At 58.6% G+C, this 24,865-nt stretch carries 22 protein-coding genes; 9 read left to right on the forward strand and 13 right to left on the reverse strand.

Annotated features, from left to right (window positions below):
- The coding region (locus ERD80_RS22605; protein ID WP_211145552.1) for a hypothetical protein at nt 1-280 on the forward strand (280 nt) is incomplete at its 5' end.
- Here the strand turns inward: ERD80_RS22605 and orn are convergent.
- Nucleotides 253-801, reverse strand: a complete 549-nt coding sequence (gene orn / locus ERD80_RS01060) for an oligoribonuclease (protein WP_058759872.1) — start codon at nt 799-801, stop codon at nt 253-255. The genes ERD80_RS22605 and orn overlap by 28 nt on opposite strands.
- A gap of 102 nt (nt 802-903) precedes the next feature.
- Here orn and rsgA point away from each other — a divergent pair, with 102 nt between their 5' ends.
- The 3 genes from rsgA to mscM all read left to right on the forward strand — a co-directional run bounded on the left by rsgA (nt 904) and on the right by mscM (nt 6,296).
- Entirely contained in the window at nt 904-1,953 is a 1,050-nt protein-coding gene (rsgA, locus tag ERD80_RS01065; protein WP_031279822.1) for a small ribosomal subunit biogenesis GTPase RsgA, read from the forward strand.
- Nucleotides 1,954-2,046: 93 nt separating this feature from the next.
- The gene (gene asd / locus ERD80_RS01070; protein WP_021508134.1) at nt 2,047-2,943 is read left to right on the forward strand and encodes an archaetidylserine decarboxylase; all 897 of its coding nucleotides are present in this window, start codon (nt 2,047-2,049) and stop codon (nt 2,941-2,943) included.
- 17 nt (nt 2,944-2,960) lie between these two features.
- Nucleotides 2,961-6,296, forward strand: coding sequence for a miniconductance mechanosensitive channel MscM (gene mscM, locus ERD80_RS01075; RefSeq protein WP_058771346.1), 3,336 nt, complete (start codon nt 2,961-2,963; stop codon nt 6,294-6,296).
- Nucleotides 6,297-6,342: 46 nt separating this feature from the next.
- Here mscM and mdh read toward each other — a convergent pair whose 3' ends face one another.
- Entirely contained in the window at nt 6,343-7,278 is a 936-nt protein-coding gene (mdh, locus tag ERD80_RS01080; protein WP_021508136.1) for a malate dehydrogenase, read from the reverse strand.
- 420 nt (nt 7,279-7,698) lie between these two features.
- Here mdh and argR point away from each other — a divergent pair, with 420 nt between their 5' ends.
- The 4 genes from argR to yhcN (ERD80_RS01100) all read left to right on the forward strand — a co-directional run bounded on the left by argR (nt 7,699) and on the right by yhcN (ERD80_RS01100) (nt 9,652).
- Nucleotides 7,699-8,169, forward strand: a complete 471-nt coding sequence (gene argR / locus ERD80_RS01085) for a transcriptional regulator ArgR (RefSeq protein WP_058771465.1) — start codon at nt 7,699-7,701, stop codon at nt 8,167-8,169.
- Between the two features lie 492 nt (nt 8,170-8,661).
- Entirely contained in the window at nt 8,662-8,925 is a 264-nt protein-coding gene (gene yhcN / locus ERD80_RS01090; RefSeq protein ID WP_021508138.1) for a peroxide/acid stress response protein YhcN, read from the forward strand.
- Nucleotides 8,926-9,015: 90 nt separating this feature from the next.
- On the forward strand, nt 9,016-9,282 hold the full coding sequence (locus tag ERD80_RS01095) for a YdgH/BhsA/McbA-like domain containing protein (protein ID WP_021508139.1): 267 nt from the start codon (nt 9,016-9,018) through the stop codon (nt 9,280-9,282).
- Nucleotides 9,283-9,385: 103 nt separating this feature from the next.
- The gene (gene yhcN / locus ERD80_RS01100) at nt 9,386-9,652 is read left to right on the forward strand and encodes a peroxide/acid stress response protein YhcN (protein ID WP_021508140.1); all 267 of its coding nucleotides are present in this window, start codon (nt 9,386-9,388) and stop codon (nt 9,650-9,652) included.
- A 59-nt stretch (nt 9,653-9,711) separates the two neighbouring features.
- On the opposite strand, the gene ERD80_RS01105 is transcribed toward yhcN (ERD80_RS01100), so the two are convergent.
- The 5 genes from ERD80_RS01105 to aaeX all read right to left on the reverse strand — a co-directional run bounded on the left by ERD80_RS01105 (nt 9,712) and on the right by aaeX (nt 14,668).
- Nucleotides 9,712-9,981 carry a hypothetical protein gene (locus ERD80_RS01105; protein WP_021508141.1) on the reverse strand — a complete coding sequence of 90 codons (270 nt, stop codon included), beginning with the start codon at nt 9,979-9,981 and terminating at the stop codon, nt 9,712-9,714.
- Nucleotides 9,982-9,996: 15 nt separating this feature from the next.
- Nucleotides 9,997-11,451, reverse strand: coding sequence for an NAD-dependent succinate-semialdehyde dehydrogenase (locus ERD80_RS01110; RefSeq protein WP_136545550.1), 1,455 nt, complete (start codon nt 11,449-11,451; stop codon nt 9,997-9,999).
- Between the two features lie 111 nt (nt 11,452-11,562).
- Nucleotides 11,563-13,515, reverse strand: a complete 1,953-nt coding sequence (aaeB, locus tag ERD80_RS01115) for a p-hydroxybenzoic acid efflux pump subunit AaeB (RefSeq protein WP_021508143.1) — start codon at nt 13,513-13,515, stop codon at nt 11,563-11,565.
- Between the two features lie 11 nt (nt 13,516-13,526).
- A complete protein-coding gene (aaeA, locus tag ERD80_RS01120; RefSeq protein ID WP_058759877.1) occupies nt 13,527-14,456 on the reverse strand; it encodes a p-hydroxybenzoic acid efflux pump subunit AaeA in 930 nt (309 codons plus the stop codon).
- A gap of 8 nt (nt 14,457-14,464) precedes the next feature.
- A complete protein-coding gene (gene aaeX, locus ERD80_RS01125; protein WP_021508145.1) occupies nt 14,465-14,668 on the reverse strand; it encodes a p-hydroxybenzoic acid efflux pump operon protein AaeX in 204 nt (67 codons plus the stop codon).
- 258 nt (nt 14,669-14,926) lie between these two features.
- Here aaeX and aaeR point away from each other — a divergent pair, with 258 nt between their 5' ends.
- Nucleotides 14,927-15,844 (forward strand): HTH-type transcriptional activator AaeR, encoded by a 918-nt coding sequence (gene aaeR / locus ERD80_RS01130; protein WP_031279824.1) that lies wholly within the window; start codon nt 14,927-14,929, stop codon nt 15,842-15,844.
- Nucleotides 15,845-16,170: 326 nt separating this feature from the next.
- Here the strand turns inward: aaeR and tldD are convergent, their stop codons facing one another.
- The 6 genes from tldD to mreC form a co-directional block, all read right to left on the reverse strand.
- Nucleotides 16,171-17,616, reverse strand: coding sequence for a metalloprotease TldD (gene tldD, locus ERD80_RS01135; RefSeq protein ID WP_136545551.1), 1,446 nt, complete (start codon nt 17,614-17,616; stop codon nt 16,171-16,173).
- Nucleotides 17,617-17,680: 64 nt separating this feature from the next.
- On the reverse strand, nt 17,681-21,499 hold the full coding sequence (gene yhdP / locus ERD80_RS01140; RefSeq protein WP_136545552.1) for an AsmA2 domain-containing protein YhdP: 3,819 nt from the start codon (nt 21,497-21,499) through the stop codon (nt 17,681-17,683).
- Nucleotides 21,500-21,546: 47 nt separating this feature from the next.
- Nucleotides 21,547-23,016, reverse strand: coding sequence for a ribonuclease G (gene rng, locus ERD80_RS01145; RefSeq protein ID WP_021508149.1), 1,470 nt, complete (start codon nt 23,014-23,016; stop codon nt 21,547-21,549).
- On the reverse strand, nt 23,006-23,599 hold the full coding sequence (locus tag ERD80_RS01150) for a Maf family protein (RefSeq protein ID WP_058775723.1): 594 nt from the start codon (nt 23,597-23,599) through the stop codon (nt 23,006-23,008). Before ERD80_RS01150 ends, rng begins: the two co-directional genes overlap by 11 nt.
- 8 nt (nt 23,600-23,607) lie before the next feature.
- A complete protein-coding gene (gene mreD, locus ERD80_RS01155) occupies nt 23,608-24,096 on the reverse strand; it encodes a rod shape-determining protein MreD (protein ID WP_031279826.1) in 489 nt (162 codons plus the stop codon).
- Nucleotides 24,093-24,865: rod shape-determining protein MreC (gene mreC / locus ERD80_RS01160; protein ID WP_136545553.1), on the reverse strand; the 773-nt coding region annotated here is incomplete at its 5' end. The genes mreD and mreC, both read right to left, overlap by 4 nt.

Raw genomic sequence — 24,865 nt, forward strand, 5'->3', positions numbered from 1 at the left:
ACTGAGCTATTCCCGCATCATTGTCTTTCAATCTGCTGCGGCGTTGACCGCTTTAGCGCAACTGAACTACCTGATTCAGAACATTTGTTACTTTTACTGCTCCGTACCTGCTGTAAATTCTTCACCGGTACGGGGTGCGCATTATACGAGAAATCCTTCCCGCCGCAAGCGTTGCAAAGCAAAATTTTGCGCTTTGCGCGCGTTTGCTGTTTTAATCGGCAAACTGCTGCTTTCCTGCGCACCCGCGTTGATTTACAGCTGCAGGAAGTGCTCGCGGTAGTAGGCCAGCTCGGCAATGGACTCACGAATGTCGTCCAGCGCCTGATGCGTACCGGCCTTTTTAAAGCCTGGCAGAATCTCTGGCTTCCAGCGGCGCGCCAGCTCTTTCAGCGTGCTGACATCGAGATAGCGGTAGTGGAAATAGGCTTCCAGCGCCGGCATGTACTTAAACAGGAAGCGGCGATCCTGACCAATGCTGTTGCCGCAAATCGGTGAGGTGTTGGCCGGAACCCACTGCTGCAGAAACGCAATCGTCGCCTGCTCCGCCGCACGATCGTCATGCTGGCTGGCCTTCACGCGCGCAACCAGGCCGCTATTGGTGTGGGTGCGCACGTTCCAGTCATCCATCAGCGCCAGCTGCGCATCGGACTGATGCACCGCCAGTACCGGCCCTTCGGCCAGAATGTTGAGGTTGGCGTCCGTTACAATGGTGGCGATCTCAATAATGCGATCGCGCTCCGGATCCAGTCCGGTCATTTCCAGGTCGATCCAAATCAGATTGTTTTCATTTCCCGCTGTCATGCATTTCCCGCCTGTTGCCAAAGTCGTCATTAGCCTGAATTAAGGTGTATCATAGACGTTTTGCCCAGCGGGGCGAAGCCTGGCGAAAGCGTGAGAGGATGCGTGAGCAAAAATAAATTGTCGAAGGGTCAACAACGTCGCGTCAGCGCCAACCATCAGCGTCGTCTGCAGCAACGGAACGAAAAGCCGGAACCGGACGACAGCCTGTTTGGTGAAGCCTCTGAGGGCGTAGTAATCAGCCGCTTTGGCATGCACGCGGATGTGGAAGACAGCGCCGGCGAGGTGCATCGCTGTAATATTCGCCGCACTATTCGCTCGCTGGTCACCGGTGACCGCGTAGTGTGGCGCGCCGCCGGCGAAAACGGTGGCAAAGGTATTGTTGAAGCCGTGCACCCGCGCCAGACGGTGCTGACGCGCCCGGACTTCTATGACGGCGTGAAACCGATCGCCGCTAACATTGATCAGATCATTATTGTGTCGGCGATCCTGCCAGAGCTGTCGCTGAACATTATCGATCGCTATCTGGTGGCCAGCGAAACGCTCGGCGTGGAGCCGCTGCTGGTACTGAATAAAACCGATCTGCTGGATGACGACGCGCGGGCGTTTGTCGATGAGCAGATGGATATCTATCGCCACATTGGCTATCGCGTACTGATGGTGTCGAGCCGCGCCAAAGATGGACTGAAGGATCTGGAAGCGGCGCTCACCGGCCGGGTCAGCATTTTTGCCGGTCAGTCGGGCGTGGGGAAATCCAGCCTGCTGAACAACCTGCTCGGCCTCGACCTGGCAGGCGATGAGATCCTGACCAATGATGTGTCGGACGTGTCCGGCCTCGGCCAGCACACCACCACCGCCTCACGGCTGTATCACTTCCCGCACGGCGGCGATGTCATCGATTCGCCTGGCGTGCGCGAGTTCGGTTTGTGGCATCTGGAGCCGGAACAAATTACCCAGGGATTTGTCGAATTCCGTGAATTTCTCGGCGGTTGCAAGTTCCGTGACTGCAAGCACGACAACGACCCTGGCTGCGCCATCCGCGAAGCGGTGGAGAACGGGATCATCGACATTTCACGCTTCGATAACTACCACCGTATTCTGGAGAGCATGGCGCAAGTAAAAACGCGTAAAAACTTTTCCGCCAGCGAAGATTAACGGGTACAACGGCACATTCGCCAACTGACCGGGGCGCTGCTACAATCCGCCCCCTTTTGTGTAAACCAAACGTTATTAAGCCAGGAGGCAACGGTGTTTGATCGTTTTAAACTCGGCCTGAATCACATTCTGCCTAAAAAAGCGCTGACCGAACTCGCCGGTTGGGGCGCCAGCCGCCGCGCTGGCTGGCTGACCAAAGCGGTCATCGACATTTTTGTCTGGTTCTACAAAGTGGATATGGCGGAAGCCAGCAAGCCGCACACCGGCAGCTACCGCACCTTTAATGACTTCTTTGTACGCCCGTTAAAAGAGGGTGCGCGCCCTATCGATCCGGACGCTTCGCTGCTGGCCTTGCCAGCCGATGGCGCCATCAGCCAGCTGGGCCGTATTGCTGGCGATCAGATCTTCCAGGCCAAAGGCCACACCTACTCGCTGCAGGCGCTGCTGGCCGGCAATGACGATCTGGCGGAAAAATTTGTCGACGGTGAGTTCGTTACCACTTACCTTGCGCCGCGCGACTACCACCGCGTGCACATGCCGTGTAACGGCATCCTGCGCGAAATGATCTACGTGCCGGGCGATCTCTACTCGGTTAACCCGCTGACCGCGCGCAACATCCCGAACCTGTTTGCCCGTAACGAACGCGTGATCTGCGTATTCGATACCGATCACGGCCCGATGGTGCAGATCCTCGTGGGCGCCACCATCGTCGGCAGCATCGAAACCGTCTGGGCCGGCACCGTGACGCCGCCGCGCGAAGGGGTGATCAAACGCTGGCGCTACCCATCGGCCGATCATGATGGCGCGGTCGTGCTGCTGAAAGGTCAGGAGATGGGCCGCTTTAAGCTGGGCTCGACGGTGATCAACCTGTTCGCGCCGAACCGCGTCAAGCTGGCTGAAAGCCTTGAAGCCGAAAGCAAAACCCGCCTGGGTCAGCCGCTGGCTATCGCCCTGCCGCAGCCCGGCGACAGCGCTCCGCTCATCGACTAATTCCGGGAAACACCGCCGTGCGCGCCTCTCTTTTTCTGCTGCTGAGCCTGGTGCTCAGCAGCACCGTCTTTGCCGCCACCGTTCCACCCGCCAGCCAGCTGAAACAGGATCTGGAAACGGCGAAATCCGCGAAAAGCTCGCCCAGCCAGGCCGAACAGGTGCAGGCGCTGGAAGCAGCAATTAACTTTCTGTCCGAACGCGACGACTCGCTGGAACGGGCGAAACAGTATCAGCAGGTGATCGATGATTTCCCGCGGCTGGCGCGCGAGCTACGTCAGCAAATCGCCACGCTGACCGACAGCAGCAAGCCAGTGCGCAGCAACATGAGCAATGCCGAGCTGGATCAGGAGATCCTGCAGGTTAGCAGCCAGCTGCTGGAGGAGAGCCGCCAGGCGCAGCAGGAGCAGGATCGCGCCCGCGAAATCAGCGATTCTCTGTCGCAGCTGCCGCAGCAGCAGACCGATGCGCGGCGCGCCATGACCGAAAGCGAACGGCGTGCACAGGGCGTGGCGGCTGCCGCTACCCCGCTGGCACAGGCGCAGATTTATGCGCGTCAGACCGAGAGCGCTGCCAGTAAAGCGCGGGTAGATGAGCTGGAGCTGGCGCAGCTGTCCGCCAATAACCGTCAGGAGCTGGCGCGCATGCGCGCGGAAGTGCATCAGCGCAAAGCCACCCAGCTGGATAACTATCTGCAGGCGCTGCGCAATCAGCTCAATAACCAGCGTCAGCGCGAAGCCGAACTGGCGCTGGAGCGCACCGAACAGCTGGCGGAAAACAGCGGCGATTTGCCGGCCTCCATCAGCGATCAGTTCCGCGTTAACCGCGAGCTCTCCGCCGATCTGAATCAGCAGGCGCAGCGTATGGATCTGGTGGCCTCGCAGCAGCGTCTCGCCACCAATCAGACATTGCAGGTGCGACAGGCGCTGAGCACGCTGCGCGAGCAGTCACAGTGGCTGGGCGTGTCGAACCTGCTGGGAGAAGCGCTGCGCGCGCAGGTGGCGCGCCTGCCGGAGATGCCGAAATCCCAGCAGATCGACAGTGAAATGGGCCAGCTGCGCGTGCAGCGGCTGCATTATGAAGACCTGCTGGAGCGCCAGCAGGCGCTGCGCAAAGAGAAACAGGCGGACGGCACGCCGTTCACCAGTGAACAGACGCGCATTCTGGATGCCCAGCTGAAAACCCAGCGTGAACTGCTGAACTCACTGATTTCCGGCTGCGACACGCTGATTCTGGAAATTACCAAGCTGAAGGTTTCCAATACGCAGCTGCAGGACGCGCTGAGTGAAGTCAAAGAGGCGACGCACCGCTATCTGTTCTGGACCGCCGACGTCAGCCCGGTTGGCCTGAAATATCCGCTGGATGTGGCCACCGACCTGACGCGCCTGCTGTCGCTGGACACGCTGGGCCAGCTAGGCAAAGCGCTGGCGATGATGTTCACTAACCGCGAAACGGTGCTGCCGATTATTGGTGCCATTCTGCTGGTGGGCTTTAGCATCAGCACGCGTCGTCACTACAACGCCTTTATGGCGCGCGCGGCCAGCCGCGTGGGGAAAGTAACGCAGGACCGCTTCAGCCTGACGCTGCGCACCGTCTTCTGGTCGATTCTGGTCGCGGTGCCGCTGCCGGTGCTGTGGGCCGCGCTCGGCTTTGGCCTGCAGCACGCCTGGCCTTACCCGTTTGCCGTGGCGATTGGCGATGGCATCACTGCCACCCTGCCGCTGCTGTGGGCGTTCATGATCAGCGCGGCGTTTGCCCGTCCTGACGGCCTGTTTGTCGTGCACTTCCGCTGGCCGCAGGCGCGGGTCGCGCGCGCCATGCGTTATTACTCGCTGACGGTCGGCCTGATCGTACCGCTGATTATGCTGCTGATTGCTTTCGCCAACCTCGACGATCCGCAGTTCTCCGCCACGCTGGGGCGCCTGTGCTTTATTCTGATCTGCGGGGCGCTGAGCATTGTCACCGTCAGCCTGAAACGCGCCGGTATCCCGCTCTATTTAGATAAAGAGGGCGACGGCGACAACTTCGTTAACCGGATTCTGTGGAACCTGATGATCGCCATTCCGCTGGTGGCGGCGCTGGCCTCCTGCATTGGCTATCTGGCCACCGCGCAGGCGCTGCTGGCGCGCCTGGAAACCTCGGTCGGCATCTGGTTCTTCCTGCTGGTGATTTACCACATCATTCGCCGCTGGATGCTGATTCAGCGCCGCCGCATCGCCTTTGACCGCGCGCGCCAGCGTCGTGCCGATATGCTGGCCAACCGCGCGCGCAGCGAAGAGGAAAAAGAGCAGCAGTCTGCCGTCAGCACCGATACCGTGGAAGTCGAAGAGCCGATTATCGATCTGGATGCGATCAGCGCGCAGTCGTTGCGGCTGGTCCGCTCGATTCTGACGCTGATTGCGCTGGTGTCGGTGATTGTGCTGTGGTCTGAGATTCACTCCGCGTTCAGCTTCCTCGACAACATTCCGCTGTGGGATGCCAGCACCACGGTGCAGGGCGTCGAGAGCGTACAGCCCATTACGCTGGGTGCCGTGCTGATCGCCATCCTGATCTTTATCATTACCACCCAGCTGGTGCGCAACATGCCGGCGCTGCTGGAGCTGGCGCTGCTGCAACACCTCAGCCTGTCGCCCGGTACCGGTTACGCCATTACCACCCTGACCAAATACGCGCTGATGCTGGTCGGCGGTCTGATTGGCTTTTCGATTATTGGCGTGGAGTGGTCAAAACTGCAGTGGCTGGTAGCGGCGCTGGGTCTGGGGCTGGGCTTTGGGATGCAGGAGATCTTTGCCAACTTTATCTCCGGCCTGATCATCCTGTTTGAGAAACCAATTCGTATCGGCGATACCGTGACCATTCGCGATTTGACCGGCAGCATCACCCGCATCAACACCCGCGCCACCACCATTACGGACTGGGACCGCAAAGAGATTATCGTGCCGAACAAGGCCTTTATCACCGAGCAGTTCGTCAACTGGTCGCTGTCGGATTCGGTGACGCGCGTGGTGCTGACCATTCCGGCACCGGCCCACGTTAACAGCGAAGAGGTGACGACCATCCTGAAGCAGGCGGCAGATCGCTGCACCTACGTACTGGATATGCCGGCGCCGGATGTGTTCCTGGTGGATCTGCAGCAGGGCATTCAGCTGTTTGAGCTGCGCGTGCACGCGGCGGAGATGGGTCATCGTATGCCGCTGCGTCATGAGCTGCATCAGCTGATTCTGCGCGGCTTTGAAGAGCATGGCATTGAGATGCCGTTCCCGCCGTTCCAGGTTCGCATGGAAACGCTGGGGCGCAAAACGCCGGCCAGCAACGGTTCGACTGCCAGCCGGACCTTCAAATCCGGAGGCCTGTAAAACAAAACGCCCGGCATGCGCCGGGCGTTTTTTCTTTACGCGCGAGTTACTTCACAAACTCTTCGCCCTGCGCGATATCTTTTTTCAGCGTCTCCAGCATGCCGTTAAGCGCCTGCTGTTCGAAATCACTGAGCGGCCCGAGCGGACGGCGTTCGGCGATACCGTTTTTGCCCAGCAGCAGCGGCTGCGAGAAGAAGCGCGCGTACTCGCCGTCGCCTTCCACATAGGCGCACTCTACGACATTGGCTTCGCCCTGCAGTGCACGAATCAGCGACAGACCAAAGCGCGCAGCCGCCTGGCCCATCGACAGCGTCGCCGAGCCGCCACCGGCTTTGGCTTCCACCACTTCGGTACCGGCATTCTGAATACGTTTCGTCAGGTCGGCGATCTCCTGCTCGCTGAAGCTGACGCCTTTAACCTGCGACAGCAACGGCAGAATGGTCACGCCTGAATGCCCGCCGACCACCGGCACTTCAATCTCCGTAGGCTGTTTGCCCTTCAGGGCAGCGACAAAGGTGTTGGCGCGAATCACATCCAGCGTTGAGACGCCAAACAGACGGTTTTTATCGTACACACCGGCTTTTTTCAGCACTTCGGCGGCAATCGCCACCGTGGTATTTACCGGGTTAGTGATGACGCCAATCAGCGCTTTTGGCGCGGTGGTCGCCACCTGTTCAATCAGGTTACGCACGATACCGGCGTTGACGTTAAACAGATCGGCGCGGTCCATGCCAGGTTTGCGTGCCACACCGGCCGAGATCAGCACCACATCGGCGCCGTGCAGAGCCGGCGTCGCATCTTCGCCACTGAACCCTTCAACTTTCACGGCGGTAGGAATGTGGCTGAGATCAACCGCGACGCCTGGCGTCACCGGGGCAATGTCATACAGTGAGAGGGCTGAACCTGCGGGTAATTGGGTCTTGAGCAGCAGAGCGAGTGCCTGGCCAATACCACCAGCTGCACCGAGAACGGCAACTTTCATCCTGAACTCCTTATTAAGGTGGGGCAGAGATATGCCGGAAATCCATCAGGTTACGAGTTTAATCAACTTCTCAGGCGATAGCGACACACCTGTCGCGCAATAACATTACGCCGCAATCGGCTCCCGAGACATCTCCACTTCAGAAGTCGCCTGAATGATCCAGTCGCAGCCAGAAGACTATGGACGGCAATGATCATCGTTTTGTTGTTACCACTTCAATAATATAACAACTTTGCAACCTTCGCTTTGCGCGCCAGCGCGCGATTTTGGTGCAGGATAAAACTCTGTTATCATGCCCGCCCCACACGCGCATGCCGTGAATTCACGCATCCGCTTATTGCATAAAAATTCATCTAAATGCATAATAATTTATCTGCGACGGGCCTGTTGCCTGCTGCAACCCTCTTTTATTGGTAGCTTATGCGAAACCCATCTAAACAAGACGATCTGATAAAGGCGTTCAAAGCCTTACTGAAAGAAGAAAAGTTCAGCTCTCAGGGCGAAATTGTCCAGGCGCTGCAGGAAGACGGCTTCGGCAACATCAACCAGTCAAAAGTTTCTCGTATGCTGACCAAGTTTGGCGCGGTGCGCACGCGTAACGCCAAAATGGAGATGGTGTACTGCCTGCCTGCCGAACTGGGCGTGCCCACCACCACCAGCCCGCTGAAGAATCTGGTGCTGGATATCGACTATAACGATGCGCTGGTAGTGATTCATACCAGCCCAGGCGCGGCCCAGCTGATCGCCCGCTTGCTCGACTCCCTCGGCAAAGCCGAAGGCATTCTCGGCACCATCGCCGGTGACGACACCATCTTTATTACGCCAGCGCGCGCCTTTACGGTGAAACAGCTGCATGACGCCGTGCTGGTGTTATTCGAACAGGAACTATAAAACCCTGTCTGTTACCGGCGGTTCACCTGCCGGTAACCTTGCCTGCCCGCCCGCGCTTCTCCCGCTGTTTTACCGCCAACACCTTACAAAATAACTGCTTAGCCATATTCCGCCGGGTTCTCAATGCGCGAAATTATTGGTACGACCTTTTCGCCTGTTTAACCCTTTGCGCTATTTTACGCTGCTTTACAATTAGTGCTTAGCGGTTATCTCTTGCTTTTAGCGCACAGCCAGCTTGATCAACCACATTGTTTCGCACAAAAAGATAATTTGATGCAGATCATTGTTTTTGCATGGAAATACACCCTCCTGGTTAAGATCCAGGCGGTTTTAATAACTTTGCGTTATAAAAATGTGCCATAAGGATAAAGAATTACAACCAATCATTATTAGCGGGATATTAATTTCATGGGTGATTAGATCTATACTTCTTTTCGTGATGCAAATCACACGAAATCAAAAAGAGAAAAACAGAAGACGAGGAAAAATACCATGAACGTTAAAACTACTATCGCCACCCTGAGTGTTCTATCTGCCCTGTCATTTGGTGCTTTCGCCGCAGATTCTATCAACGCCGAACAGGCAGCAAACCTGCAGCCGGTCGGCACCATTAGCGTCAGCGGCATTGGCGGCTCACCGATGGATATCCATCAGCAGCTGAACGCCAAAGCTGAAGCGCAAGGTGCTAAAGCCTATCGCGTTGTTGAGGCTTATAACGACAACAGCTACCACGCAACCGCGGAACTTTATAAATAAGTTTGCCGGAACAAGATGCAGTGTGAACGGCGACCCGTTTGAGAGGCGTTTGCCTCTCAGGTTGCCCACCCCATTTCAGGAGAGTGAATCATGAAAACCAAATTATCTATTGCTGTACTGAGTCTGGCTTCCGTTCTGTCTTTTGGCGCCAGTGCTGCCACCCTGGTAACCAACACCCAGGCTGAAAATCTGCAGCCGCTGAATCAGACCATTAGCGTGAGCGGCGTCGACGGCGACCAGACCAATATCCGTCAGGAACTGTCCCAGAAAGCCGATGCTCAGGGTGCGAGCCATTACCGCATCATTGAGAATAATCAGGACAACACCTTCCACGTGACGGCTGAACTGTACAAATAAACTTTAACTATCGATCCGGCGTTATGCAGTCGCCGGGAGAAGATCGACGACCCGCTTACCCTCTTCGTGCCGCAGGTTGTTGATTCTAATGAGGAGACGAATTATGAAAATCAAAACAACCATCGCAACCGCTACGCTGCTTTCTCTGTTCGCTTTTGGCGCTTCAGCTGCCCAACTGGTAACGGATGAATCCGCGCAGAATCTGCAATCTACCGGCCAGACCATTACCGTTAGCGGAACAGGCGGCTCACCTATGGATTACCGCGCTCAGCTTTCTCAGAAAGCCGATGAGCAGGGTGCCAGCGCGTATAAAGTGATTGAAGCGCGCACCGGTGACAGCTATCACCTGACTGCAGAGCTGTACAAATAATTCCTCGTCAATTCTGACGAACCCTTTGGCCCCGCCTGCCGGGGCCCTTTTTGGTTGTGCTACTGAACATTAAAGCGGAGCTGGCCTTCCAGCTCCTCTTCTGCCTCATCGAATAGCAATATCAGCGCACCATAGCGGCGTTTCTGCCCTTTCCCCAGATTGATGAACGCAATTTCCAGCGGCAACGGGATCTGCTCGCCGATGATCATTTCCCACAGATCGTCCAGATCGTGAATGGTGCGATCCGCCAGCGCGAAACGTTCGCAAAACTGACGGTAGAAATGAGCCTGATCGACGATTTCATTGAAGTCGAAACGCTCGGTTCTCATGGTGACATCCTCTCGCTACGCCAGACCGCCGAGGTGCAGCGCTTTGACTTCCAGATACTCTTCCATGCCCAGCACCGATCCTTCGCGTCCCAGTCCGGACTCTTTCACGCCGCCAAACGGTGCCAGCTCGGTCGAGACCGCGCACTCATTGATTCCAATCATGCCGGCTTCCAGCGCCGCCGAAACGCGGAACACGCGCTGCAGATTCTGCGTATAGAAGTAAGCCGCCAGACCGTATTCGGTATTGTTGGCGCGCGCGATCACCTCAGCTTCATCGTCAAAGCGGAAGCAGGCGGCCACCGGACCGAAGGTCTCTTCCTGCGCCAGCTGCATCTCTTCATGCGCATCGGCAATCACCGTCGGCTGCCAGAAGTTGCCGCCCAGCGGATGGCGCTCGCCGCCCACCAGCAGTTTCCCGCCTTTGCTCAGCGCATCTTTGACATGCTCTTCCACTTTCTCCACCGCGGACGCCTCAATCAGCGGCCCGACCACCACGCCCGGCTCCACGCCATTGCCCACTTTCATTTTGCCCACCGCCTCAGCCAGCTGATGCACAAAGCGGTCGTATATTGCGTTGTGGATATAGAAGCGGTTAACGCTGACGCACACCTGGCCGGCGTTGCGGAATTTGTTGGCGATAGCCCCCTGCACCGCCGCGTCGATATCGGCATCGTCAAAGACGATATAGGGCGCGTTGCCGCCCAGCTCCATCGAGACTTTCTTCATGGTTTCGGCCGCGTTCCGCATCAGCGTTTTCCCCACCGCGGTGGAACCGGTAAAGGAGATTTTACGCACCGCGCGGGAAGCCATAATGGCGTCGCTGATAGCGTGCGTGTCGCCGGCTACCGCGTTCAGCACGCCGTCCGGCACGCCCGCCTTTTGTGCCAGCGCCACCAGCGCAAAGGCGCTGAGCGGGGTGTTATTGGCCGGCTTGATGATGCCGGTGCAGCCGGCCGCCAGCGCCGGGCCGAGTTTGCGCGTCAGCATCGCCATCGGGAAATTCCACGGCGTGATGGCAGCGACCACGCCAATCGGCTCGCGCGTCGCCAGAATGCGTGAACCGGCTTTGGCCGGCGGGATAATTTCGCCGTTGGCGCGCTTCGCCTGCTCGGCAAACCATTGAATAAAGCTGGCGGCGTACTCTACTTCCCCCTCGGCTTCCTTTAGCGGTTTGCCCTGCTCGGCGGTCATCAGCTGGCCCAGCCAGCTTTTGTGCTCAATGATCAGCTGGTACCAGCGATAAAGGATTTCGCTGCGCTGTTTGGCGGTTTTGTCGCGCCAAGCCGGAAAAGCGCGCTGTGCGGCGGCAATCGCCTGTTCGGTTTCAGCCTTGCCGGCTTTCGCCACCTGCGCCAGTACCTCGCCGGTGGCCGGATTGGTGACATCAAAGGTGCTGCTGGCGGTGTGCCACTGGCCGTCAGCGAAGTAGCCAGTGTTGAACAGTTCGTGTTGTTGCAGGGAAGTGGACATCGTTATTCTCCTGTCAGTGAGCATCCTGTCAGGAAAGTATAGATGGCAATAATCGGGCAATGAGGGTCAGCGTGGCATCAGGCCAGCCGCTGCGCCAGGCAGCGGCCAGTTTCAGATTTGGATGAGGGTGTTCTGGTACTTATCCAGCATCATCGACAGCCGTTTCACCGGTTCCGTCACGCTGGCCGGGGCGGCATAGTGCTGCAGCTTCTGCTGATAAACGTCCAGCTCCTGCAGCAGGCGCTCAAAGTAGTAGCGCCGTTTATCATCGCTGCTGGCCGCAATAATGCGGTCGGCGGTGGCGCGCAGCTGGCGGTGATACGCCGACAGATCGGCATTGACCGGTACCTCCGCGTTGCGCAGGCGCTGATGACCAATAATCAGCGTGAGCGCAATGCGGTATTTGTCGATATCGCCCGGGAACAGATTAAGCAGCAGGAACAGCTGCTGATAAAGCGCCGGTAAATGGTTCTCACGCCGACGCGCCTGATTGGTGGTCAGCGCGGCCACCGCAGCATACATAAAGCGATTCAGCAGCTTGCGTCCGGTGCGGGCTTTGGATTTGTCACGAATCAGCAAAATCACCATCATCGCCACAAAGCTGCCAATCCACTGACCGAGCGCGTTGTCGAGAAACACGTTGAACTCAAACTTCATCGGGTTATCCAGCACCAGCACGTTGATGGTGCCGATCAGCGCGCCCAGCGTACCAATCTGCCGCCGCTGTACAAAGATGCCGCCGATAAAGCCGAGTGCGCCAATCGCGATACACAACAGCAAGGCACTTTGCTGGGTGCCCGGCAATACCCAGATGAAGTAGAGCATGCCCAGCGGCACCGCAAAGGCCATGCCGTAGAAGAAGTCTTTCGCCATCATCAGCGGATTCGGCATACGCATCGCCAGCGCGGTAATCACCGCCAGCATCACCATGCAGCCGCTGCCGGAAGTCCAGCCGGTATACAGCCAGAACAGCGAACCGAGCGCGGTGGCGACAAAAGTGCGCACGCCATTGATCATCGCATGATGCGTCTCCGCTGAACGCGCCTGGATCACCACTTCACGCTGCAGAATGCTCTCCTCCAGCGTGGTGATACGGCTGTTACTTTTGACGCCATTGATCAGCAGCAGATATTCGGTTGCTGCGCCGACCCAGCTGGCCAGGGTAAACGGCACGCTTTTACTGCTGACGCCGATAACGCGGCGCATCAGCTTCATGCGCTTATGTACGTCACTGACGCTGGTTACCTCTTTTTCAATCAGCAGACGATACTGCGGCGGGATGTAATCCGGGCGCGAATTCTGAATCAGGAAGGTCTCAGCGGCCTGAGTAATCAGCGTCAGCGATAGCGTGTTGAGCATTTGCAGCCGGCGGCTGGTGTTGCTCCAGCGCGACGACTCCATCAGCAGCTGACTGCGCATACCGTTGAGCGCGGTCGTGCGGCGCACCAGCGCGCTCCAGGCTTTGTCGACTTCCTCTTTATCCTCGTGCGCCACGCACAGCTGCAGCAGGCGGTAGTGCGCTACCAGCAGCGCATCCACTTCCGCATCAATCACTTTCTTGATCGAGCGCGGAGAGAACAGCATGTCGGCGAGAATGGCGCACAGGATACCGAGCACAATTTCGCTGCAGCGCTCCACGGCGAACTGCGGCGCCAGCGTCAGGCCGCCGCTGGCATCCGCGGTCACCACGATGATCAGCGCGGTGTAACCGGCGAGGCCCAGCGCATAGGAGTTTTCGACTTTAATCAGCGATGAGAGCCAGACGCACATGCCGGCCCACAGGCAGCACAGCAGCAGCATCACCACCGGCGCGCGCACCGTCGCAATCATGATGGTGAGTGCCGCGATACAGCCGATAAAGGTGCCGATAATACGCAGAACGCCACGGTAGCGCAGCGCGCCAGAATAAGGATCGCCGCCCGCGGCAAAGGCGGTGCCGCCAGCCACGATGCCGGCGGTCATCACCGCCCAGCGCGGCGTTTCCAGATTGAAGTGAAAGCCAATCATCAGCGCTGCCACCAGCGCGAAGGTCAGCTTTACCGGGAAACGCAAAAACTCAATCATATCGCCCCCGCTTAACCAAACTCACGCAGGCGGTTGAACAGCTGCGCCATCGGCGACACTTTGGTCTGGCGGTCTTTGTCACCGGTGATCACCACAGTAGCGGTGGTGCCGGCCGGGAAGCGGTTGCCGGGCTGATCGTCAAGGCGAATACGCACCGGCACGCGCTGCGCCAGACGCACCCACTCGAGGTTGGAGTCCACGGTGGCCATGCCTTTGCTGTCGACGCTGCTGCTGCTGTTGGTCACGCCAGCCGCGATACTGTCAACCGTGCCGCGCAGCACCGTGTTGCTGCCCAGCGGAGTAATTTCCGCGCGGAAGCCGGGACGCACGCCATCCAGCTTGGTCTCTTCCATGTAGGCCAGCACGTAGAACGAGTGCTGCTGCACCAGCGCCACGGCCACCGAGCCGCGCGTGATGAATTCACCCTGATAGACGTTGAGGTTGGTGACCCAGCCGTCGGACGGCGCTTTGATGGTGGTGCGATCGAGGTCGATCACCGCCAGATCGCGCGTCGCCACCGCTTTGGCCAGCTGATGTTCGCTGGTCTGCAGGTCGCTGTTCGACTGCTCAATGGCTTCACGCGACATCGCGCTGGTACCGAGCTGGTTACGGCGCGCCGCTTCACGGCGTTTTTCGCTGACCAGCGCCTGGTAATATTCGACATCCGCCTGCGCCTCATCCAGCGCTTTCTGATAGCGCGGACGGTCGACGATAAACAGCGTATCGCCTTTTTTCACCAGCTGGTTGTCGTGTACCGGGACGTCGGTGATCAGTCCGGTCACGTCCGGGGAGATCGCCACCACATCGGCGGAGAATTTGGCGTCACGCGTCCACGGCGACTCGGTATAGAACACCCAGGCGCGGAAGATGATAACAACAGCGATGATAACCAGCAGGAGCGTAATGGCGTAACGCGCGATTTTTCTTATTAGCGCTTTCACTTAAAACCTCAGACGAATAGACGGGATACAAGGTAAAACACACAGCAATACAGCGCTGTGTTAAAAAGTGCCGGGTGCCACACCAGATCGTAAATCCCGCTGGGCGTCAGCACGCGTTTCACCAGCCAGAACAGCGCCAGCGAAACCAGTAGTTCAATGAAGATGGGCGGAAAAGACAGCCCGAATACGACAAATACCGGAAGCACACTCATTTCGGTTCCTTAGTTCGACCTTGCCGGATTGCACCGATACCTGCCCTCATGCCCTCTGGCACGTCGGGTTGATGATAGTGGGGTGACGGATAATCTGATGACAACATTCAGGCCGCGTTGAGCTAATCATAGCGTATCATCGGGTAAACACTGCCGTGTTCAGGTGCGGTGAAGAGACCCAGCGTGCGTATAGTAACGCGCTTGACTATACGTTTTCTACATATTGTGAGCTAAATCACTTTTTAGCCAGAGTAAACAATGGAACGACTCAAAGGCATGTCCATTTTCGCCAAAGTGGTTGAATTGGGCTCATTTACCGCCGCCGCACGCCAGCTGCAGCTCAGCGTCTCGTCAATCAGCCAGATTGTTGCCAGACTGGAAGATGAGCTGCAGGTGAAGCTGCTTAACCGCAGCACCCGCAGTCTGGGCCTGACCGAAGCCGGTAAGATTTATTATCAGGGCTGCCGCCGCATGCTGGCAGAGGCCTCGCAGGTGCACGAACAGCTGTACGCCTTCAACAACACGCCGATCGGGATTTTACGCATCGGCTGCTCAACCACCATGGCGCAAAATGTCCTCTCCGCCATGACCAGCGAGATGCTGCACGAATATCCGGGACTGAGCGTCAACCTGATGACCGGCATACCGGCGCCGGACCTGATTGCTAACGGGCTGGATGTGGTGATACGCGTCGGTGAGTTGCAGGATTCCAACCTGTTCTCGCGCCGGCTGGGCGCCATGCCGATGGTGGTATGCGCGGCGAAGAGCTACCTGGCCCAGCACGGCACGCCGGAAAAGCCGGCTGAAATCGACAACTTTTCCTGGCTGGAGTACAGCGTGCGCCCGGATAACACCTTCGAGCTGGTGGCGCCGGAAGGCCAGGTGACGCGCCTGACGCCGCAGGGCCGTTTTGTCACCAATGATTCTCAGACGCTGATTCGCTGGCTGAAAGCGGGCTGCGGTATCGCCTATGTGCCGCTGATGTGGGTGATTGATGAGATTAACGCCGGAGAGATCGATATTTTGTTCCCGCAGTATCACTCGGAGCCGCGCCCGGTGTATGCCGTCTATACCGAGAAGGATAAGCTGCCGCTCAAGGTGCAGGTGTGTATCAATTATCTGACCGAGTATTTCAGGCAGGTGGCGAGGCAGTATCAGCAGCACCGCAAAAGTTAGCCGCCGTCTGGCGCTGGTGTGGTCGGCCTGAAGGGCGCATACGGGAAAATGCGGGGCAGTTATGCATGCCAGGTCACCACGAAGGGTGACCTGACAAAACAATTGCGTAATGCCGATCAGTTAAGTACCAAATTCAATTACCGCAGATTTCGTAGCAGCGCGATTAATCGCGCGTACTACTAGCAGCACCGTTCCCATCCATGCTTCGCGCAATAAATTGCGCCGCTACCAAAGTGTGCGTGCTGTTTACTCATAACTGACAAGCATTGTACAAACCCATTGCGCGGTTTTGACAGGGTGCGCACTGATGCGCACCAGCATGAACCTTAAGCTGTTCCGCCCACGGTAATTTTATCCAGCTTCAGCGTGGGCTGACCTACGCCGACCGGCACGCTCTGGCCCTCTTTACCGCACACGCCGACGCCCTTATCCAGCGCCAGATCGTTCCCGACCATGGAAATCTGCTGCATCGCCTCAATGCCGGAGCCGATCAGCGTAGCGCCTTTCACCGGTTTGGTGACTTTGCCGTTCTCGATCAGATAAGCCTCGGAGGTCGAGAACACAAACTTGCCGGAGGTGATATCGACCTGGCCGCCGCCAAAGTTAGGGGCATACAGACCATACTCCACACTCTCAATGATCTCCTGCGGCGTCGATTTGCCTGCCAGCATATAGGTGTTGGTCATGCGCGGCATCGGCAGGTGCGCATAGGATTCACGACGCCCGTTACCGGTAGGCGGCACGCCCATCAGACGCGCATTGAGCTTGTCCTGCATATAGCCTTTCAGCACGCCGTTTTCGATCAGCACGTTGTACTGTCCCGGCACGCCTTCATCATCCACCGCCAGCGAACCACGCAGCCCTTGAAGGGTACCGTCGTCAACCACGGTGCAGAGTTCGGACGCCACCAGCTGGCCCATCTTACCGCTGAAGACGGAAGTCTCGCGGCGGTTGAAATCCCCTTCCAGACCGTGGCCCACCGCTTCGTGCAGCAGCACGCCTGGCCAGCCCGCACCCAGCACCACTGGCAGCGTACCGGCTGGTGCCGCGACGGCAGACAGGTTAACCAGCGCCATGCGCACCGCTTCGCGCGCCCAGGCATCGGCCCGTACATCACCGCTCTCATCGGCAAGGAAGAATTCGTAGCCGGTACGCGCACCGCCGCCGCTGGCGCCGCGCTCGCGTTTACCCTGATCTTCCACCTGAACGCTAATGGACAGGCGCACCAGCGGACGAATATCCGCCGCCAGCGTACCGTCGGTGGCGGCAACCAGCACCTGCTCGTAGACGCCGCTCAGGCTGGCATTCACTTCCTGCACGCGCGGATCGGCGGCGCGTGCCACTTTATCAACCCGGTGCAGCAGCGCGATTTTGTCTTCGCGCGTCAGGCTGTCCAGCGGATTGACCGGGGCGTACAGCGAACGGTTAAGCACCGCGGAGAGCGCGTGCGCTTTACCGTTGCCCTGCTCGCGCACGATACTGCGCGCCGCTTCGGACGACTGGCGCAGGGCGTTGAGGCTGATTTGATCGGCATAGGCAAAACCGGTTTTCTCGCCGCTTACCGCGCGGACGCCCACGCCCTGATCGATATGATAAGAGCCATCTTTAATGATTTTGTCTTCCAGCACCCAGGATTCATGGAAGCTGGACTGAAAATAGAGATCGGCATAGTCCAGACGACGTTCTGAAAGCTGCCCTAACAGGGAAAAAAGGTCCTGCTGATTAATGCTGTTCGCAGCTAGTAACTGCTCACTTACCAGATTCAGAGTCATCGTTTCTCACTCATTATGTGCTCGGATAGTCATAGCCTGCGGCAATTCCCCGACGGCGTCAAATTCACTTCTTATCGGCTTCGCGCGGTTTGCGCAGCACTTCATTGATTTCCGGCTTATCCAGCGGTCCGCTGATGTGATAGCGCAGCAGCGAAATCTTATTCCACAACGGAGCCAGCACCTTGCTGGCGGCAAAAACCGCCGCGCCGACCACCGGGTTAATCACAAACGCGGTGGCCACGCCAACCGAGGCACCGATCTCCGGTGCCACCACCGCTTCCATGTCGATTTGCCGCTGCACCAGATCTATTTTGCCCTGCATGGCGATATCCGCTTCGAGGCCATCTACCAGCAGGTTATCGGTGCGCATCACGCCGTTTTCAATCCACGCCGTGCCGTTGATCGAATCAAACCAGAAACCTTCATTAAAGGTATCGCTAAAATCGAAGCGCAGCTTACGCAGCAGGGCATCGAAGCTCACCAGCCGCAACAACTGTCCGGCACGACCGGTGTTCACATCCGCAATCTGCCCTTTGCCGAAGTGGGTTTTCAGCGTGCCGCTCAGCGTCTTTTCTGAAGGCTGCCACGGTGCGGAGCGCCAGTGCAGGTCATAATCAATTTTAAACGGCGCATCGCGCAGCGGCGTGTTCATGCCAAACCAGTTGGTGGCATCATTGATATTTTTGCCGCTCAGGCTGCCTTTTAACGAGGTGCGCTGCTCGCCCGCTTTGTTCACCCATTCACCCGCGACATTGAGCTTCGAGCTGCCGGTATCGACGCTGCCGTTAGTGAGTGCTAACGTCTCTCCCTGCGGCTGGAGCCTGGCCTGGATGTGGCCGAACTTCTGCCCGCGCAGCCAGCACTCAGCGCAGTTGAGCTGCAGCGCTGGCCAGCTGCGGAAATCAATGCCGCTGTCCCCGCTGAACGGCGAGGAGGCCTTGCCCGCTTCGTCGTCACTCCATTGCGGATTGTAATAAAGATAGCTCAGGTCGATTTGCCACGGCGCGTGTTGTGCAGTTCGCAGGCTGCCGCGCGCTTCGCGGCTCTCCAGCTGCAGTTGCGTGCTGCCGCCCGCGCCCTGAGTCACCGTGGCATTAACATCGTGCCACTGCTGGCCGCCGAGCGTCAGGGCCGGAGTGCGCAACGTCACATCGCCCGGCAGCAGTGCGCCGCCGATGTCCGTCTCGCCCTGCGCATTGCGTGAACCCGTCGTGCCGGTCATCAGCCCCAGCCAGGCTTCGCCGTCCAGCGCCGGCAGATTAAGCACCATCCCGCGCCGATCCGGTAGCGCCGGCGTGCTTTTGGCATCATTCAGCCAGATACCGCGATCGACGCGCAGCTGCGGCTCCAGCAGCCAGCGGCTGTTAAAGCGATGGTGCTCACGCACGCTGCCGCTGAGGTTAAAACTGTGCAAATCGCCGCTGGCATTAATGGCGATGGGCAGTGCCTCACCGGCCTCTTTATCCAGTGGTGGAGGTAAGTGGCTGCTCACTGTCTTGCCGTCACCATTGATATCAACCTTGTAGCGCGCCCCACCCTGATGCGGCAGCGTGATGTCGACATTGCCCTGCCACGCCAGACTGCCGCCCAGCTTACTGCTTACACTGGCAGGCAGCATGGCCAGTTTTGCCGGCTGCCAGTCGCCCAGCAGTTTGACGTTAACGCCAAAATCATCGGGATTTTCCGTGGTGGTGAAACGCACGCCGGTGGGCTGACCGAACCAGTTGGCCTGCAGCTCTTCACTCTCCAGGTTTCCGTTGTTGTAGCGGAAACGTCCGGTCAGGTTTTTCAGCGTGGTGTTGAGCGGCTTAATGTGCAGGCTGTTGTTATTCAGCACCACGTTACCGCTGGCGTGCACCAGTTCCCCATCCAGCGGAATATCCAGGTTGAGCGAACCACGCACGTTGCCGCCAATCTGCAGCTGCTCCAGCGCCGCACCCAGCGTGGATTTGAGCGGCGTGCGGGCGAAATAGTCGGCGATATCTTTACCTTCGCCGCTCAAATCACCGTCAATGATCAGCTTCTCTTTCAGGTAATCCGGGATTACCGCACTGACGTTGCGCGCGTCCACCGCGCCCAGTCGGGTTTGCGCCGCCTTCATCCACAGACCGTCGTTGATAAAATCGAGGTCGATATCGAGATTTTGCAGCGCCGGCCAGCCTGGCTGGAACTGAAAGGTGGCATTGCGCACCGGCACGGCCACTTCAAACATGCCGTCGTGGTGCTTAAACGGGAACAGACGCGGATCGCCGGCAAACAGCAGCGTGGCATTCTCCACCTGGCCGCCTTTGACCGCTTCGCTGAGATACTGCGTCAGATCGTGGCCCATCAGCGGCTCAGGGAAGTAGCGCCACGCATCACCGGCGTCGGTGACGCGAATCCCGGCAAGAATGTCGAGGCGCGGTGCTTTACCGACATTTTGCTGATAGCGGAAATCGCCGCGCGCCCATAGCGAACGTGCCTGCACGTCCAGCTGCTGGCCATCCAGCGTCAGGCCGTTGCCATCGCGCAGCCAGTTAATCCTGCCGGTGACCTGCTGAATCTGTAACGGCGCCTGGAACATATCGCCGTACGGCACTTCCGCCTGGCCCATCTGCACATCCAGCTGGCCGTGGTTCAGACTGCCGCTGGCGCTGCCGCTCAGATTGCTGATGCCCGGCAAAAGCTGCCAGTGCTGCCACGCCAGATCGCGCCAGCGCGCCTGCAAACGCGTCTGCTCCGGCTGCGCCAGCGGAATATCCAGCGCCAGCGCATCGATATAGCCGCGCGGCTGCAGCGCCCGCCAGTTGTCCAGCAGCGTAGGTGAGAGCGGCGCAAACAGCGGCACCAGCGGTGCCAGACGCTGCAGATCAAGACGGGTGGCACGCACCCGCACTTCCGCTGCACTGTTCGCGCCGATCATCTGTTTATCTTCCGGCTTCCACAGCAGGGCGATATGGCCGGCATCCCAGGCCACGCCGTCAGTCATCAGCCGGGTTTGCGGCACCGTCAGGCTCCAGCCATTCTGGTAGCGCGCCAGATGCGCGGTCAGGCCATCCACCTGCAGCTGATGATCGCCCTGCTCGCCGCGCCAGCGCGCGCCGCCTTTGCTCAGCAGCAGATCGCCTGCATACACCTCGCCGTCGCGCAGGTTGACCCACGCGGCCAGGCTGAAACGCGCGCTTTGCAGGCTGGTATTATCACGCAGCCAGCGGCCAATCCACGGCCGCACGTCCACGTCATCGGCCTGCATCCAGATGCGGCCGTCGTTAAGTAACCCGTTGGTATCGTTAAGATCGAGCCGTACCTGCACCACGCCGTGCTGGCCGGTGAAGCTGGACAGGCTCACTTCGCCTTCGGCGCGATGGCGGTTGTCCTCGTTCAGCCAGGTAAGGCGGGGAATCGCCAGTTCGGCATGCTGGCCGGAAGGCGTGAGAAAACGGATGCTGCTGTCGCGCAGATCGAAATGGTCAAACTGGCGTAAGAACAGATCGTTGATTTGGGCCGGTTTGAAGCTATTTTTTTGCTCGTCGCTGGTGAGCAACGGACGGTTGGTTGCCAGCCGCAGCTGCCAGAAGGTGAGATCGCGAAACTGCCAGCGCCAGTGCAGCAGCGACTGCCACACATTGAGCGCCAGCGTAACGCGGCCAATCTGTAGCTCGCCATCTTTATCCATGTCGATACGCAGATCGCGCACCTGCAGGGTCGGGCCAAAATTCTCCCATTTTCCCTGAATTTCACTGGCATCGATGGTGACGCCGCTGACGCGCGAAAGGGTGTGCAGCACCTCGCCGCGATAGCTGTTGAGATGCGGCATCACAAGGCGCAGCCCGCTGACCAGCAGCGCCACAATGACGATGATTGCGGCGAGCAGCAGTAACAAAATCCCCGGCAACCGCCTCACACACCTCTCCTTGCTTTCCGTTGGGTTACGGCGTTCAACCTCACGACTTACATCATGACGACGTCAAACTGCTCCTGCGTGTAGAGCGGTTCAACCTGTACTTTGACCTGCTTGCCGACAAAAATTTCCACTTCGGCCAGCGCGTGCGACTCATCGCTTTTCAGCGCTTCACCCACTGCGGGTGACACGTACACCAGGAAGCTGTCGGAGTCGTAAGCGTGATGGACGCGGACGATTTCACGCATGATTTCATAGCACACGGTCTCCACCGTCTTCAGCGAACCGCGTCCCTGGCACACCGGGCAATCGGCACACAGCACATGCTCAATGCTTTCGCGCGTGCGTTTGCGCGTCATCTCGACCAGCCCCAGCGCGGAGAAGCCGTTGATGCTGGTTTTGACGCGATCTTTGCTCAGCGCGCTCTCCAGCGAGTGCAGCACGCGCCGGCGATGATCGTCATTATTCATGTCGATAAAGTCGATGATGATAATGCCGCCGAGATTACGCAGCCGCAGCTGGCGCGCAATCGCCTGTGTGGCTTCGATATTAGTATTAAAAATGGTTTCGTCGAGGTTGCGGTGGCCGACAAACGCACCGGTGTTAATGTCCACCGTGGTCATCGCTTCGGTCTGGTCGATAATCAGGTAACCGCCAGATTTCAGTTCCACCTTGCGCTCGAGCGAGCGCTGAATCTCGTTCTCCACATCATAGAGATCGAAAATCGGCTGCTTGCCGTTGTACAGCTCCAGCTTGCTGGCCATCTCCGGAATATATTCGCTGGTAAATTCCACCAGCAGATCGCAGGTCAGGCGCGAATCGACGCGAATGCGATCCAGCGCTGCGCCGGCGAAATCGCGCAGCACGCGCTGCGCCAGCGCCAGCTCGCCGTACAGCAGGCAGCGCGTCTGGTTGCGCTTCTTACGCTCGCTGACTTTGGTCCACAGGCGCTTTAAAAATGCCGCGTCCTGCGCCAGCTCTTCTGCGCCAATGCCTTCTGCGGCGGTACGAATAATAAAGCCGCCGAGATCGTCACAGTAAGCGGCAACCACCGCTTTCAGCCGCTCACGTTCGGCTTCGCTTTCAATGCGCTGTGAGACGCCCACGTGCGAAGCCCCCGGCATGAAGACCAGGTAGCGCGACGGCAGCGTGATATCGGTGGTGAGGCGTGCCCCTTTGGTGCCGAGCGGATCTTTCACCACCTGCACCATTAAATCCTGTCCCTGACGCACCAGCTCGGCAATATCGCGCACGATAAAGTTCTTCTTCTCATCACCCGCCACGCATTCGGTGTGCGGCATGATGTCCGAGGCGTGCAGAAAGGCCGCTTTGTCCATGCCGATATCGACAAACGCCGCCTGCATGCCCGGCAGTACCCGGCTGACGCGCCCTTTGTAGATATTGCCGACAATACCGCGCCGCGCTTCGCGCTCAATATGGATTTCCTGCAGAATGCCGCCGTCAATATAGGCAACACGGGTTTCAGAAGGTGTCACATTTACCAGCAGTTCAGCCGTCATCTTGTCCCCTTAACGCACGCAGCGACTGAAAATGGCTCAGCAGTTCGCTGGTTTCCACCAGCGGCAATCCCACTACGGCGTGATAACTTCCATTGATGCGGCGCACAAAGTTGCCGCCCAGGCCCTGAATACCGTACGCGCCGGCTTTATCCATCGGCTCGCCGCTGGCGATATAGTGCGAAATTTCCTCTGCCGTGATAGTGCGGAATGTCACGTCTGTGGTCACCAGGCAATCCAGCTCGCCCTGCGCATCGGCCAGCGCCACGGCCGTCATGACCTGATGAGTTTGCCCGGCCAGTTTACCCAGCATCTGCGCGGCATGCGCCGCATCGCGCGGTTTCTCCAGCACTTCGCCATTTAGCACCACGATGGTGTCAGCGCCCAGCACCGGCAGATCCTGCGGTGCTATCTGCACGCCGGCCCGCGCCTTATCGCTGGCCAGACGCCGCACATAAGACTCCGCCGCTTCGCCCGGCTGACGCTGCTCTTCAACATCGGTAATCAGGCGCTCAAACTGCAGGCCAAGCTGCGTTAACAGCTCGCGCCGACGCGGTGAGCCGGAAGCCAGGTAGAGGGTTATCATTGTATTCCTTATTGCACAGCAAACTGACGGCGAATCTTTCTCATCAGTAAGAATAGCCAGGGCCACAGGATACCGTCGACCACGCTACTCCAGAAGATTTCCGGGCGGAAGGAGACGTTGATGACCAGAAATTCTGCCCAGAAAACAATCACATCAACCGCCAGCGACAGCACCATAACCATTAATGCCTGCTGCCACAACGCCAGATTACGGAATAGCTGAAATTTAAAGGCCACCAGATAGGCGATAATGCTGAACGCCAGCGCACGCACGCCCAGCGTTGAGCCGGCGACCAGATCCATAATGGCGCCGAGGAAAAAGCCGGTGCCCACATTGACCCGGTGCGGCAGCGCCAGCACCCAGTAGATCAGGATCAGCAATAGCCACGATGGCCGGAACATGTAAATCTGATCCGGCCACGGCATGATTTGCAGGATAAGCGCAACAAGGAAGGACAGCCAGATCACCCAACGCCCCTGGCTGCGATATCGACTCAAGGCTGGCCTCCGCGCGAGTTCGCCGGATTACCCTGCGAACGGCTGCTGGCGGCGGGCTGTGGCGGCCCCATCTGCTGATTTTGTTGCATCATGGCGGGTGCCGGCGGCCCCATTTCGCCCGCGGGCGGCAGCACCTGCGGCATCATCTGCATCAGGCGCTCGTTGGCCACGCGATGCACTTCATCCGGTGCCATCGGCATGTCGCCGTTCTTATCCGCACCCCACAGCAGCAGCAGGTAGCGCAGACGCTGCAGACCGGCGGTCGGACGCGCCTGAATCACGGTATAGGCACGCTGCGTATCCACTTTCACTGACGACACCACGCCGACCGGATACCCTTCCGGGAAGCGTCCGCCCAGGCCCGACGTCACCAGCACATCACCGACGCGAATATCCGTATTGCCCGGCAGATGCTCCAGCTGCAGATCTTCGCTGCAGCCGTTACCGGCGGCGATGACGCGAATATCGTTACGCAGCACCTGAATCGGCAGGGCGTGCGAGGCATCGCAGATCAGCAGCACGCGGCTGGTCATCTGCCCTACCGCCACCACCTGGCCGACCACGCCTTTATCGCTGATCACCGGCTGGCCTTCATACACGCCGTTGACGCTGCCTTTATCGATGATCACCTGATCGGTGTAAGGATCGGTGCCGGTGGAGATCACCTGGGTCACCATTTTGTGCTCATCCTGACGCAGCGGCGAGCCGAGCAGCTCGCGCAGACGCGCGTTTTCCTGCTTGTATTGCCCCAGCATCAGCAGGTCACTGT

This window comes from Pantoea sp. R102 (genome assembly GCF_004916815.1).
Lineage (GTDB): Bacteria > Pseudomonadota > Gammaproteobacteria > Enterobacterales > Enterobacteriaceae > Pantoea > Pantoea dispersa.